The organism is Anabaena sp. UHCC 0399 (assembly GCF_034931465.1).
Taxonomy (GTDB): Bacteria; Cyanobacteriota; Cyanobacteriia; order Cyanobacteriales; family Nostocaceae; genus Trichormus; species Trichormus minutissimus.
In genome coordinates this window covers 36615-51643 of the sequence record NZ_JAYGGZ010000033.1, presented here as the reverse complement: position 1 = coordinate 51643, position 15029 = coordinate 36615, and the positions used below count along the sequence as shown (strand labels likewise).

Genomic DNA, 15029 nt, shown 5'->3' with positions numbered 1-15029 from the left:
TTAAGAGTACGGCAATACACATTTTGCGGTGGGGTGTCCACTAATTTAGGCTGCATTATCTAGTATCTACAATAAAGCTATAACTACACAAACCTTTACAAATTAGGTGACAGGGGACTGATCAATTCGTAATTCGTAATTCGTAATTCGTAATTCAAATTGAGGTAATATCAAAATGCCTGTGGAAACTGATAATAATAAAAAAATTAAACCGCCTAGATTACGGCAATTTGGCGGCAGTTTTTTGATTCTGCTGACTTTGCTGTTACTCCTGAATTTTATTGTGCCTAGTTTCTTTGGACAGCGATCGCCACAAGTACCCTATAGTGATTTTATTGCTCAAGTCCAAGCTGGTAATGTAAATCGGGCGATTGTGGGTGGCGATGGCGTACCCGCCCAGCGTAGCTGATCGCATTGAGTATTCTCTCAAAACTCAAACTCCAGATGGGCAAGCCACTGAGCAGGTATTCATCACCACACCAGTAGCTATTGATTTAGATTTACCTAAAATTCTCCGTGAAAATAATGTGGAGTTTGCTGCACCCCCACCAAACCAAAATGGTTGGATTGGCACTTTACTTAGCTGGGTTGCTCCTCCGTTGATTTTCTTTGGCATTTGGGGCTTTTTAATGAATCGTCAAGGTGGTGGCCCGGCTGCATTGACGGTAGGTAAAAGCAAAGCCCGAATTTACTCTGAAGGTAGCACTGGGGTAAAATTCCTTGATGTGGCTGGTGTAGATGAAGCTAAAGCTGAATTGGAAGAAATCGTTGATTTCTTGAAAAATGCTGGTAAATACACTAAATTAGGGGCAAAAATTCCGAAAGGTGTGCTGTTAGTAGGGCCGCCGGGAACTGGTAAAACACTATTAGCAAAAGCGATCGCAGGAGAAGCTAGCGTACCATTCTTCAGTATCTCTGGTTCTGAGTTTATTGAGTTATTTGTGGGTGTGGGTGCGGCGCGGGTGCGTGACTTGTTTGAACAAGCCAAAAAACAAGCTCCCTGTATTGTCTTCATCGATGAGTTAGATGCACTGGGTAAATCTCGCGGTGGTGCTGGCGGTTTTGTCGGCGGGAACGATGAACGAGAACAAACCCTCAACCAGTTACTCACCGAAATGGATGGCTTTGACGCTAATACCGGTGTCATTATCATCGCCGCTACCAACCGTCCCGAAGTTCTTGACCCAGCTTTGCGCCGTCCCGGTCGCTTCGACCGTCAAGTTGTGGTTGATCGTCCTGATAAAATTGGTCGAGAAGCAATTCTCAATGTCCACGCCAGAAATGTCAAATTGGCTGATGATGTTGACTTGGGTAATATCGCGATCAAAACTCCCGGTTTTGCTGGTGCAGATTTAGCTAACCTCGTCAATGAAGCGGCACTGTTAGCAGCACGACAAAATCGCCAAGCTGTGCTAATGGCAGACTTTAATGAAGCCATTGAGCGTTTAGTGGCTGGATTAGAAAAACGCTCTCGTGTTTTGAACGAAACCGAGAAGAAAACTGTAGCGTATCACGAAGTTGGTCACGCCATTATTGGGGCGTTGATGCCTGGTGCTGGTAGAGTTGAAAAAATCTCTGTTGTCCCTCGTGGTGTCGGTGCATTAGGTTATACAATTCAAATGCCTGAAGAAGACCGCTTCTTGATGATCGAAGATGAAATTCGCGGTCGCATTGCTACCTTGTTGGGTGGACGTTCCGCCGAAGAAGTTGTCTTTGGTAAAGTCTCCACAGGTGCGAGTGATGATATTCAAAAAGCCACCGATTTAGCAGAACGCTACGTTACCCTTTACGGAATGAGTGACCACCTAGGGCCAGTAGCTTTTGAGAAAACTCAACAACAATTTATCGAAGGTTACGGTAATCCCCGACGTTCTATTAGTCCCAAAGTGGCTGAAGAAATTGACCGCGAAGTTAAGCAGATTGTGGATAATGCCCACCATATCGCCTTGAGTATTTTGCAATACAATCGTGATTTATTAGAAGAGACAGCACAGGAATTGTTGCAAAAAGAAATCCTCGAAGGTGCTTTACTACGGGAACGTCTCCAGCAAGCTCAAACCCCAGAAGAACTGTCAGAATGGCTAAGGACAGGTAAATTATCCCCAGAAAAACCACTATTACAAACACTCTTGGTTTAAAAATTGTAGATTGAGTGAAAAAAGGCGATGGTCTCCGACCATCGCCTTCTTTCTATGTTTTTGTGTTTAAACCAGCCAGTTGCAGATAGATTCAGTGGATTTGACAATATTCATGCCTGCTGCTGCAAATCGAGCAAATGCTGCATCTGCTTGTTCTGTATAGTCTACAATTCCCGGTACTACAACAGGCGAAGTACAATCCTCTAGTAGATAGATTTTTTGAGCAAGGGTATGATCTATCTGTTGAATTTCTGTTAATAAATCATCAATTGTCCAAGCTACACAATGACTTTTAGCTTGACCACCAATAATCACTGCATCAAATTTTAAAAGTTGCTGCATTAAGCGTGTATTTTTGTTGGCTAGTGGACTTTGGTCAAAACTTTGCAAGACTTCTGGACGTAAAACAGAATAGTTTTCTGTTAACGGATTGTCGCCTTTAATTTCAAATTGTGTTTGACTTCGCCGTGCAATACAGTGGAAAAATATTGCTTCTTCCACCGCAGAAACTAAAGCATGACCAATGCCACCTAACATAGAATGATAAGGCCAAACTGTCAAAGGATATTTACCATCTTGACTGAGTTGCTTAACGTAATGGTAGGCGTGTTTTGTCAATAATTCATAGTTGCTGTTAATACTATTCGCAATATCTGGGTTTACTTGCCAAATACCATCTTCAATATCTGCTGGAGTAATATTAGTAGCTGCTGGTGTCGGATGTTCGCCTGCCTTATTTACCCAAAAAATAGGATGAAAAATTTGCATGGCTGTATGGGTATCTAGGGTAGGAATAATTTTTGTAATTACGCCTAAGTTCTTATAAATAAACTCACACAATCGTCGATTATCATCTACTGCTCCCGTTTGCGATTGACCTCCAACAAATAATTCAAATTCAGGTATACAAAAAGTATTTTGTACATCTATCAATAATAGACAAATACGCATTTCATCAACAGATGCAGGTTTGATGCTGTGTTGTTCTGCCCATAATTCTGCTTCGGCTGCGCGTTGTTGGTAAGGTACGCGCCAGACTTTGCCTACTTTATCAGAATTGAAGTGAATGGGTAATTTAGTTGTTGTTTGATTGTTCATATGAAATTTTTTATTATTTTTGTTAGTTCTCAATAATTGTTGCGATAGAAATTTATTGTCTTATAAAGTTATATTTCATACATGACATTAGCAACATCTAAAATATATATATAACATTACTAAAACATTAGTTGTCAAAAATAATCTTGGTATCTGAGCTATACTGAGATTTTGAAGCTTTGCTTTATCTGATTAGAAATCACATACGTAATTTTATTTGATCTGTAAAGTTCTGAGATTTTAATTACTCGGTTTATTCATTCTTCATAAACATTCCTAAATGTATGAATTTTTCACAAAGATAAATCTTTATCAAAGCTCTACATATCTTTATCAAAGCGACTTAAGGGTAGATTTCTGCATAAAATTTACTTTTTTGTCAGTATATTTATTTACGATAGAATCCTCCTATCCTTAAAACTCGTAGGTTTCCCATTAGGCAATTTGGCAATTAGCTGCTACGTTGTGTAAATTGGACTACATATATTTAATAGGGACCAAAAGGAATAAAGAAAGCATGACGCAAAACAAACGCGCCTTAATCACTGGTATTACTGGTCAAGATGGTTCATATCTGAGTGAATTTTTACTAGAGCAAGGCTACGAAGTGCATGGTATAATTCGCCGGACTTCTACCTTCAATACTGACCGTATTGACCATATTTACGAAGATCCCCATAAAGAAGGCGTGCGGTTATTTCTGCATTACGGTGATTTGACAGATGGTACAACTCTGCGACGGATTCTAGAAGAAGTCCAGCCTACAGAAATTTACAACTTGGGCGCACAATCCCATGTGCGAGTAAGCTTTGATTGTCAACGCGCAGTAGACCAGCAAGATATCATCATTCACTTAGCGGCTCACGTCGGTGGTATCGGTCTCAACCGCGAAAAACCAGCCGAGTTATTCTACGACAACTTGATCATGGGGACTCAACTCATCCATGCTGCTTATCAAGGAGGCGTAGAAAAATTCGTTTGTGTGGGTACAATTTGCGCCTACCCAAAATTTACCCCAGTACCATTCAAAGAAGATGACCTATGGAATGGTTATCCAGAAGAAACTAACGCTCCCTATGGGGTGGCTAAAAAAGCACTTTTAGTACAACTGCAATCTTATCGTCAGCAGTACAACTTTAATGGTATTTACTTACTACCAGTAAATTTATACGGGCCTGAAGATAATTTTGATCCGAGAAGTTCCCACGTCATCCCAGCGTTAATTCACAAAGTTTATGAAGCCCAAGTTCGGGGAGACAAACAACTCCCTGTTTGGGGTGATGGTAGTCCTACCCGCGAGTTTCTGTATTCAGAAGATGCGGCACGAGGCATTGTGATGGGGACACAATTTTATGATGACTCCGAACCAGTTAACTTGGGAACGGGTTATGAAATTTCTATCCGCGATTTAGTCACCTTAATTTGCGAACTGATGGAGTTTGACGGGGAAATAATTTGGCAAACAGATCAGCCAAATGGTCAACCTCGTCGTTGTTTGGATACTGAACGGGCAAAACAAGCTTTTAATTTCACGGCGCAAATCGATTTCCGGCAGGGATTAAAGAATACTATTGACTGGTATCGTCAAAATGCTGCTTAAGGAATAGGTCATTGTAACCTGTAACCGCATACGGTTTAGTTAAGTGCAAATTTAGAACCCCGGTTTTTTAGAGAAGCCGGGGTTCTGTAACCCTAAACTACTACTGTGTCAATTTAGTTTTGACGGTTCGTAGTAAGGACTTTAGTCCTTAGAAAAATCAGGACTAAAGTCCTTACTACAAACTTGCTTATCCATCAATTTAAACTTGATGCACTAAACGAATCTAAATGGACAAAGTTGATCATCAACTAAATAAGGTAAAATTACGCCGGACTCTTTTAAAAACTCGGCAGTCGATGTCTGTTAGAGAATGGCGAGAAAAAAGCGATCGCATCTGTAAACTTTTACAAGCTTCTACCCTCTTCACCGAAGCCAAAACCATACTTGCTTATTTCAGCTTTCGCCAAGAACCTGACCTTAGTCCCCTATTTGGAGAGAATCAATATCGCTGGGGATTTCCGCGCTGCATCGGTCAATCGCTACACTGGCATAGTTGGCAATCTGGGGAATCGTTACAGATTAATTCCTACGGCATTCAAGAACCCCATCCTGAAACACCAACTATCAATCCACAAGAAGTTGATTTAATTATTGTTCCTAGTGTTGCTTGCGATCGCCGTGGATATCGTCTAGGTTATGGTGGTGGTTATTACGATCGCTTGCTGAGTTCGACTGAATGGGCAAACAAGCCAACGGTAGGAATTGTCTTTGAATCTGCCTATTTAACTCAACTACCTATTCAACCTTGGGATCAACCTTTACTTGCTGTGGCTACTGAAACGGAATTTTATATTAATTCGTAATGATGCTTTACCCGGCTACGTTCTAAGCGCAGCTATGCCGCAGGCTTTACGTAATTTGTTAATTTTAAATTTGGATTGGAGGAAAGCGACGTGACTAATTTTCGATTGAAAAATACGAGAATGCCACCTGTGATGATGTACTTTTTATTAGGTGCGATCGCAATCATCACACTCTTTCCTCTACTGTGGCTGATCAGCACTGCTTTAAAATCACCGACAGAAAATATTCTACAGTCGCCACCGCAGTTATTACCCAGTCAACCTACCTTAGAAAACTTCTCTAAGGTGTGGCAATCTTTACCTTTTGGGCAGTACCTCTATAACAGTACATTGGTGGCAATGCTGACTGTAGGTTTAAATCTGCTGTTTTGCTCCTTAGCTGCTTACCCTTTAGCACGGCTATCATTTCCGGGAAGAAATGGAATCTTTATTGCGATCGTTTCTACGATTATGATTCCTTTCCAAATCGTGATGATACCCTTATATATTTTGACAGTCCAGTTAGGGTTGAGAAATACTTATTTGGGAATGATTTTCCCCAGCGTGGCTTCTGCCTTTGGTATCTTCCTACTTAGACAAGCTTTTATGGGAGTTCCCAAAGAGATAGAAGAAGCCGCGCGGATGGATGGCAGTTCAGAATTAGGCTTGTGGTGGCATATTATGTTACCAGCCGTTAGACCAGCCCTAGTAACTCTTGCTATTTTCGTCTTTATCGGTTCTTGGAGTGACTTTCTTTGGCCTTTGATCGTCATTCAAGATGAAAATTTATACACCCTACCCTTGGGAGTAGCCAAGTTAGCAGGGACATTTTCTCTAGACTGGCGTTTAGTAGCGGCTGGTTCAGTAATTGCGATCGCACCTGTTTTGTTAGTATTCCTAGTTTTACAGCGTTATATCGTAGCTACAGATACTGGTAGTGGGGTGAAGGGGTAACAATTCAAAATTCAAAATTCAAAATTCAAAATTCAAAAATAAATGGGTATTGAGTATTGGGTATGAGTTACTCTCCCCTGCCCCCTGTCACCTGTCACCTGTCACCCCTACACGAAAATTAATAGTGTAAGGTTCATCCAAGGACTGCTGAGTGCTGGCTTTTATTGCATTTAGATAGCGGTGGAAAATTTGCAGTTGCGAGAAATTGGGACGATAGGTGAGATTACCTTGTTTTGCAAACAGGGGTGTGGAGGCGATCGCCTGATAATCTGAATTAGCTTGAGAGTCTTGGGTCAGCCAAGTAGATTCGGGGGAGACAGGAATTAAACCTGGGGGTAGTTCTCCTTCTAAGAAAGCCAAAAGTCTTTGTTGACAAGTGCTGGTATTAATACCACGAGCCTCAAATAGTTGTAGAACTTCCCCAAATGCCAGAGTTCGGTCTGGTAAAAGCCGCAGTAATTCTGTAAACAGGAAATAATCTGTATATTGATGACGAGATTCTTCTAAAACTTGGGGATGTAGGGGTAGTACAGCCAAACCATAGGCGACACGACTACAGTTAGGAATGCCGTTGTCACCTAGGTACGTATCTTGCATCATCTTGGCGTTGGGAAGTTTCTGCCGCAACCAACGATTAATTACGCCTAAATTCGCCACTCCACCGCTTAAAATGGCTTGGTTAATCGCTTCAGTGGGAATACCACGCGCTACTAATAACTTATTGAGTTCCCGGTTGAGGCGACGGACAAAGGGGACAAATACTTGAGTTTCTAAATCTCGACGCTGTAAAATCCAGCGTTGGTCAGCCAATTCAAAGCTAAAAGTCTCTTGGCGTTGTAAGATCAGTTTTAAAGCTAGGGCTGCATCTAGTACAGCTTGTCCTAGTAGGGAACTTTCGAGACGCTGCTGTAAGAGAATCCGCGCTTCGATATCTGGTTCTCCCACACGCGGTAATTCTAAATCTTCTAAACCCAAACTTTCCCACTGCGCTTCGTCTAAATCTGGAAAGGCTGATTGCCATTGCCAAGGGTTACTATGAATTTTTTGGTTATCTTCTGGGTTTTCTCCACGCGATTGGCGGTATTTGGATGGTAATAATAACTGACAGATAATGTCTTGCTCAATCCCTTTGCTGGCATAGGCAAAACCATGAAGCATGAAATGATTGTGGGTAAGTTGTTCTAACCTATCTGGTACATCGACCAATCCCATTTCTGTGGCAGTTGCACCAATATTAATCACGAGAGTATTGCCGACGATCGCATAATCGCTGCTTTGAGCCGGGGTTAAACCTTCATTGGTGCTAAATTGTACTGTTTCACCATTAGCACCATTGAGGATACTCAGTAGACTAGCGATCGCTTCTTCTACAAAAAATACTTGCTGGGGATGTTGGACTAATCTACTTGTGAGTAAAGCTTCCCGCACATTGAAGCGATATTGTTCTGACCAACTAGAGGGTGAGTTACAAATCACACCAGCAATCTGATCAATAATGCTGTGGAAGCTGCTTTCATCCAAGCCTACGGCTGTGGCAATTAACCCTTGAGTTGTGCTGTCACGGTCTGCTTTCAGAGTCAAAAGTAACTTCGAGAGCGATCGCACTATCCAAATTAACGGGCCGGCTGAAAATTCGTTAAATTGCAATACAGGTTGCCATTTTTCCTGCTCATTTTTATAGGGAATTGCTACCTGTAAATATGGTTTTAACTGCGCTGAATAAAGATGATTTTTTAGATGAGATGCTTTCTCATCGCTGCCGTCAGCCTGTCTGGGAGGTAAAGAAGTGTTAGGCAGATAAACTTCTGCGGGTAAACGGAAGGATTGCTGGAAGTTATTCGTTCCCGGTTGCTGTTCTGCTGACCAACAAATCGGATAGACAACGCCAGTAGAACGATTTAACAAAGTGGCAGAAATCCCTGTCGTCCCCAAATCAATGCCTAAATACCAAACGGAGTCTAGAGTATCAGGTGTAATTTCTGTATTGTCTATGGGACTATCAGGAATGATGACAGAACTGTCGTAAGCGGTTGTTGTGACTTCCTTTTTTTTTTCAGTGGGGCTAAAGTCTAAGGCAGCTTCTGTTTGCGGTGTGGAAATGGGATTAGCTGGGGAAACCTCTGGAGGGGAGAAGTCCACAGCCAAGGTATTTTCTGTTACTTCTTGATCTAATTGTTGGCGATCGCGTAGCCCATCGCTTACCCAAAACTCTGCACTTTCCAACCCAATTATTGGTGATTGTGGTGTCTGTGGGTTTGGTTCGTCAAGCTTGGCCAAATCTTGGTGTAATTTGAGCCATTGCTCTTCGTTCAGAGCAATTTCGGGGAGATTGGCTAATTGAGTGACTTCTGGTGACAGTAAATTTTCTTGGGGTGAAGCCGGAATAAATGGTGCTGGTAGCTGTTCCGGTTCTTTGTGAGTTAATGCTGGTGGCTTTTGCTCTACTGTTTCTACAATTAAAGCTTTCACATCCTCCATAGCAGAAGCTACTGGTAACTGTTCTGCAATCACAGGTTCTGGTGTCGAGAGAGTGGGCAGCGGGGCGGTTTCCTCTAATTGCCTGCTTCTTGCCAGTTCTTCAATATCTACATCTGCAAATAAATCTGTTAAAGATGTAATTGTATCTTCATGGCTTGGCTGTATTGCTGGCAAGTCTACCGCATCTACAAAACTACTACTTGGAGTTAGTTCTGCAAATAATAATAAGTCTGTGGATTCAATGGGCGGATCTGGGATATTCTCAGGGTTAGTATCATCAAAAAAATCGGTATCTGATTCATCAAACCAGGCTTCTGGCATCATTGCCGCCGTATCGACCTCGGAGAGAATATTTTGAGGCGCGATCGCTACACTATCAGATTCCTCTAACCCTGGTAAATCCTCGGTTACTGACTCGGAATTTAATTCCAGAAGGGCATTAATCAAATAATTGTCACTACCAAACAAACTGGCGTAAATCCGATCAACTTCATCATCAGTTGATTCCCCACTATCCTCAGATAAAATATCTGGGGTAGTCAAATTTTCAGCAGATATAGACTCATCAACACCAAGCTGCAAAAGCATTTTATCTAATTCATCGGTCATTAAGTCCTCAAATTCGGCCGTTTCTAAAAGGTGATGATCGACCGTCGGTTGCAGACTATCTTCATGTTCGCGGATCGTGTCGGAGACAGAGGCTGCGCCAACGCCTATAGTGGGCGGAACGCGATCGCTCATTGTTGCATCTAAATCTGCTGCTAAGATGAGAGATTTTTCATTGATATTATCTGTAAAGAAAAGTTCCGATTCTACAGATAGGTTAACGTCAGTTGGGTGCAATAAGTCTGGAGCAACTGGACTAACGCTTGATGGTGAAACAGCAGGAGTTTGATTTTCTAACTTAGGAGTAGGTGCTGAAAAACTAGATAAATTTTGCTGTATATGTTGCGTCAAATTATTTAGTAGGCTTACCAGCAATTGTTCGCCTTGCAAACCCCGACTGTGCATTCTTACGAGTGCTTGAGATAAAGATTCATGATAAGTATTAACATTTCGCTGTAAGGCATCAAAAACAACATTTACAGTGCCGTCCAAAGACAACAAACGTTGATCTAAGTCTTGAGTTAGTTGCGTTAAGTGTTCTGTTTGTGATGAGGATTCCCAGAAGGCTTGATTAGTAGCAGTTGTAGGTTCTAGATCGCTTTGATGATGATTATTAACATCACTAGAATAATTTACTCTTGCCTCAGCTATTTTGGGCATTAACGCTGGTGCTAGGCGACTCATCAGCACTTGTAAAAATTCGGTAATGATTTGCTCTTGGTTTGCCAGTTGTTGACTTAAAGAGTAGTTATGTAGTCGCCTTTGCTCTAGCTGTCTAATTTCTTGTGCCAAAACTGTCCGCTCTTGCAACAGTGCTGTAATTTCTGCTTGCAATGGCTGTATACAGGTCAACAATTCATTTTTTATTTGTTCAGTGAGGGAATGAGTAGATTCTTGATGACTTGCGATTGGTGGTGATGTCGCCTGATTCTGACCCTGGTCGATAAACTTCTCCAACAACGGCGATTTTTGAGACTGTCCCACAGACCAATTTTGTTGAGAGTGTTCTGATCTCTCAGACTCTTGTAGCTGAATTAGAAAATCGCGAGTTCTTTCTAAAACCTCTTTCGGCTCTTGCGCCTGACTAGACAGAAGCCTAGACAGGCGCTTACCATTGCTGTTCAGTAAGTTGTCAATATCTGCAATTAGTTTTTGAATTTCATCGTTGCGGAAAGTCACTTTAAATTACCTTAGCTAAAATTTTAGGTTAACCGATGGTGGAAATTAATTTACAACTATTTAAGTATCAAATAAAACTCAGCATAATTGTTTTATGGATAACTGCAAGTTGTAGCATTATGTAAATTTGCCGGAGGCTATCAGCTATGCTAGGCGGTTATGCCATCGCCATTTAGTAACATATGTTTGAGCAAGTAGTAATTCTAGAACACAAAAGTATTCTTAGATTGGTCGTATCAGGTAGTTCTTAAGGGGATAACATCGCCTTGATAACTTCAATAGTATAAAAACATAAAAAAATCCAAATCGCCAAGCCAGATTACTGACTACCTTTCGCTAGCCAACCGCAAAAACTTTAAATTAGCAAAAATTAGCAACTTTGAGTATCATAATTGTTGTTTAGTTATATTTTTGAGTACTTCTGTTAGCAATGCAGCTGGCCTTTTCCCGGATTACTCCTCAAGTAGAAAACAGTGTGTAAGAAAGTACAGACTGTATAATAGTAGGTCACAATTGTTGAGAAAAAACACTCTAAAGCCCCTGCTTGTGTAATATAACTTAGTGTTCTTTTACAATTAAATGTATTTATCACGCTTAGGCAAAACTTAGCGTTCTTGCTCGTTTTATATAACCGCCTTAATAATGTTGTAATGGAAGAGAATCCGTGGATAAACTCAGCTCCCTTTTTTCAAGGGTTACCAGAAACCTCAGTGGAGATAGCCCTTAACCATCTTGTGACACGCACACACCCAGCTAATCAAGTGATTCTGCTAGAAAATGACTGGGGTGGTTCTGTGTATTTTATAGTCGATGGCTGGGTCAAAATCCGTACCTACAATCTAGAAGGCAAAGAAGTAACATTAAATATTCTTGGTAAAGGGGAACTATTTGGCGAAATGGCGGCATTAGATGAAGTACCCCGCTCTACAGATGTCATCACCTTAACTCCTACAATAATCGGCAGTATGCCATCCCAGGATTTTGTGAAGTTAATCTATGCAGAACCTTTAGCGGGAGTCCACTTATCACAACTTATGGCTCGGCGTTTACGACAAGTAAATCGACGACTGCGGTTGCGAGAATCTGATAGTCTGTCACGGGTAGCAGACACATTACTGTTTTTGGCAGAAGGCCAAGGAAAACGCGGACAAACAGGAACAGAAATTCCCAATTTACCCCACAGAGAACTGAGTAGTTTGAGTGGATTAGCGCGAGAGACAGTCACTAGAGTATTGACAAGACTAGAAAAAAAAGGCTTGATTAAGCGAGATCAAGACAACATTTGTATCCCAGATTTGTCAGCCTTAGAGAAAATGATCGTTTAACAACTTTTTCCAGATGAGTATTTTAGATTCTCTGCCAGATGACTCACAGGAAAATCCATCCCCTGAGTCTCAACCTTCACCCCATCAATGGCCAGATCAGCCAGCACAGTTAAAGCAACCGCAATTAAAAGTTGATGCACCCTTAAGAATGGTAGAAACAGCATTTTTAGCCAGTGCGGCTAGCTTGATTTGGTTCATCAATTTTTACTTTCCCCTAGGGCCAGTGTTGCGGATATTCTTCCCTGTACCGATCGCTTTAGTTTACCTGCGTTGGGGCAAACGAGCTGCATGGATGGCTGCTGTCACCTCTGGGTTACTCCTATCGGTACTGATGGGGCCAGTTCGCAGTCTATTATTTGTTATGCCCTTTGCATTTATGGGTGTGCTACTTGGGGCTACATGGTATCGTCGTGTCCCTTGGCTAGTATCTATCACCTTGGGGACGCTATTAGGTACTTTAGGCGTATTTTTTCGCCTGTGGTTGCTATCTGTGTTATCGGGAGAAGACCTATGGATTTATATAATCAACCAAGTCACAGAACTAACAGAGTGGCTATTCCTCAAGTTGGGATTATTAGCTAGCCCCAATGTATTTTTCATTCAGATGGGGGCAGTAGCCTTGATTATTATTAATAACTTTATCTACCTATTTGTAGTACATTTAGCCGCATCGTTATTGTTAGATCGACTAGGCAATCCTATCCCCCGTCCACCACATTGGGTACAAGTTTTGATGGATTATTGAAGAGGACTGGGGACAAATCAATTCAAAATTCAAAATACTCCTCCGGAGTTCGCGGTAGCGTTGCGTAGCAAAGCAAGCTACAAAATTCAAAATTAAATAACTGGGGATTGGAGACTGGGGACTGGGGACTGGAAAGACTTTGTTCCTAATACCCCACTCAGCACTCATTACTCAGCACTCATTACTCAGCACTCATTACTCAGCACTCATTACTCAGCACTCAACTCACCACTTAAATTGTATGATTCACATCTATACCGAAAAAGAACAGGGTGAGGCATGGCTGAGGCAATATCGCGGTCATGTTCCTCTGTTTGCTTGTGTTTTAGGTTTTACGGAAACTGGGTTGATTCCTGGAATTTCCGCAGCTGGTTGCACTCCAGAGGATCGGAAATATACTGCCTGTGCTGATGCTGAATTTTTATACTACGGTGCAGAACACAAACCCCAATATCCTTTACCTCCACTGACGGCGGGAGCATCACCTGTGTTGATTTCTCGCGCTGTTGTGGAGTTGCTAAATATACCAGTATATTTATTTGATGCTGGATTGCCTCAAATTGTATCTATGCCACTCATTGATTTGGGCGGTTGTCCAGCTAGATGTTTAAGTACAGGCACAGCAATAGAGTTAACAACTGTACACAAATTATTTAAGCAAGGACTGCTTTGGGGCGATCGCCTAGCGGACAAAAATCAAAAAGGATATTTGATTTTGAGTGAATGTGTTGTTGGTGGGACTACAACAGCTTTAGCGATTTTAACGGGCTTGGGTGTAAACGCAGTCGGAAAAGTCAATAGTAGCCACCCTATTTGTAACCACGAACAAAAATGGCAAGTGGTGCAGGAAGGTTTGGTAAAGATGGACAAGGGGGACAAGGGAGAAGATGCTTTTTTATCTCTCCAGTCTCCTCACGCTGTTCCCATTGATCCGCTAGAATTAGTTGCGGCGGTTGGTGATCCGATGCAGGTAGTAGTGGCTGGGATGACGATCGCCGCTAGTCGTCGTTGTGGTGTAATGTTGGCTGGTGGGACGCAAATGCTGGCGGTTTATGCTCTCACTAGTGCGATCGCACAGACTTATAAATTATCTTGGCAACCAGCCGCAGTAGTTGTAGGTACAACCCGATGGGTAGCGGAAGATTCTACGGGTGATACAGTTAATCTCGCCCTCAGTTTAGGCAAAAATAGCAAATATCCTGATAGTCAAACTCCTCCCTTACTAGCTACCAGTTTGAGTTTTGCTAATTCTTCTTACCCCCAACTTCAAGCCTATGAACGGGGATTTGTTAAGGAAGGAGTTGGTGCTGGCGCAGCTTGTATAGCCGCCCATCTCAGCCAAAATTGGCAGCAAGAGCAACTTTTAGCTGCGATCGAAGCCCAAATTGAACAACTAAGCCAAATTAATAATCAAAAGTTATAAATTTTTTTAGTCTAGCCAGGCAAAACCCCGTACTGAATTCTGAGTCAATCCCCAACTCATAACTCAGCACTATTAATGTATTCTCTCTCTAAGTAATTGTTCTTCTAAAGCTGCAATACGATTGTATGCTGCGGTTAATTGTGCTGTTAGTCTCTGTATTTGAATTTCTGGTGATAAATTTTTCTCTCCACTTTGGCGATTCATTTCTAGATAAACGCCGTCTATTAACACATCCTTGTGTTCTAGTTCCGAATTGAACTTGATCTGTCCTTTGAACTGGGAGTAAGTAGGATCGCTACTTTCCTGGACATTTTCCTTTGCTTCTGTTCTTGCTAAGGAGCATTCTGAAACAGCTTGAGCCACTTTTAAGTCGAGTTGCTCAATAAACTGATAGAGGGCATCCAGTTTATTACTTACAGTTAAGATTTGTTCTTGTAATAGCTCCATTTAATACCCTCGGCTGCACATTTTCTATATGTTATTCAATTTACTGACAATGTTAAACATACTTATGAATTATTTAATTATTCAAATCTTTCAGGGGAATATGATACTTAGCTAATTATTTTTATACATGACTCAACATTGTTTCCAGCTAATGCTCATTAGATATTGAGATTAATTAAGCTTTAGAGGTTATTTCTGGCAAATTTATCAAGTCACTGGCTCTTTGATTTTCTTCAAAATTGACAGAAAAATAG

The 15029-nt window shown here is 41.5% G+C and carries 9 protein-coding genes and 1 pseudogene; 7 read left to right on the top strand and 3 right to left on the bottom strand.

The annotated features are described in order from the left end of the window. Positions 1-175: 175 nt before the first annotated feature. A pseudogene (gene ftsH, locus VB693_RS17875) lies at positions 176-2138 on the top strand (ATP-dependent zinc metalloprotease FtsH). A gap of 66 nt (positions 2139-2204) precedes the next feature. On the opposite strand, the gene VB693_RS17870 reads toward ftsH, so the two are convergent. Further along, positions 2205-3236 carry an isochorismatase gene (locus VB693_RS17870; protein WP_323267426.1) on the bottom strand — a complete coding sequence of 344 codons (1032 nt, stop codon included), beginning with the start codon at positions 3234-3236 and terminating at the stop codon, positions 2205-2207. Positions 3237-3753: 517 nt separating this feature from the next. On the opposite strand from VB693_RS17870, the gene VB693_RS17865 reads away from it, so the two are divergent. From VB693_RS17865 to VB693_RS17855, 3 genes are all read left to right on the top strand, one after another. Further along, positions 3754-4836 (top strand): NAD-dependent epimerase/dehydratase family protein, encoded by a 1083-nt coding sequence (locus VB693_RS17865; RefSeq protein WP_323267425.1) that lies wholly within the window; start codon positions 3754-3756, stop codon positions 4834-4836. 227 nt (positions 4837-5063) lie between these two features. Further along, entirely contained in the window at positions 5064-5639 is a 576-nt protein-coding gene (locus VB693_RS17860; protein WP_323267424.1) for a 5-formyltetrahydrofolate cyclo-ligase, read from the top strand. 120 nt (positions 5640-5759) lie between these two features. Beyond that, the gene (locus VB693_RS17855) at positions 5760-6572 is read left to right on the top strand and encodes a carbohydrate ABC transporter permease (protein WP_190702707.1); all 813 of its coding nucleotides are present in this window, start codon (positions 5760-5762) and stop codon (positions 6570-6572) included. Between the two features lie 87 nt (positions 6573-6659). Here the strand turns inward: VB693_RS17855 and VB693_RS17850 are convergent, their stop codons facing one another. Further along, the gene (locus VB693_RS17850) at positions 6660-10835 is read right to left on the bottom strand and encodes a hypothetical protein (RefSeq protein ID WP_323267423.1); all 4176 of its coding nucleotides are present in this window, start codon (positions 10833-10835) and stop codon (positions 6660-6662) included. A gap of 650 nt (positions 10836-11485) precedes the next feature. Between VB693_RS17850 and VB693_RS17845 the strand changes: the two genes are divergently transcribed. The 3 genes from VB693_RS17845 (at position 11486) to cobT (ending at position 14328) form a co-directional block, all read left to right on the top strand. Next, the gene (locus VB693_RS17845) at positions 11486-12160 is read left to right on the top strand and encodes a Crp/Fnr family transcriptional regulator (RefSeq protein ID WP_190702670.1); all 675 of its coding nucleotides are present in this window, start codon (positions 11486-11488) and stop codon (positions 12158-12160) included. Positions 12161-12173: 13 nt separating this feature from the next. After that, positions 12174-12905, top strand: coding sequence for a DUF2232 domain-containing protein (locus tag VB693_RS17840; protein WP_323267422.1), 732 nt, complete (start codon positions 12174-12176; stop codon positions 12903-12905). Positions 12906-13146: 241 nt separating this feature from the next. After that, positions 13147-14328: a nicotinate mononucleotide-dependent phosphoribosyltransferase CobT gene (gene cobT, locus VB693_RS17835; RefSeq protein ID WP_323267421.1), complete on the top strand. Its 1182-nt coding sequence runs from the start codon at positions 13147-13149 to the stop codon at positions 14326-14328. Positions 14329-14400: 72 nt separating this feature from the next. Here the strand turns inward: cobT and VB693_RS17830 are convergent, their stop codons facing one another. After that, positions 14401-14775: a hypothetical protein gene (locus VB693_RS17830; protein WP_190702660.1), complete on the bottom strand. Its 375-nt coding sequence runs from the start codon at positions 14773-14775 to the stop codon at positions 14401-14403. Between the last annotated feature and the right edge of the window lie 254 nt (positions 14776-15029).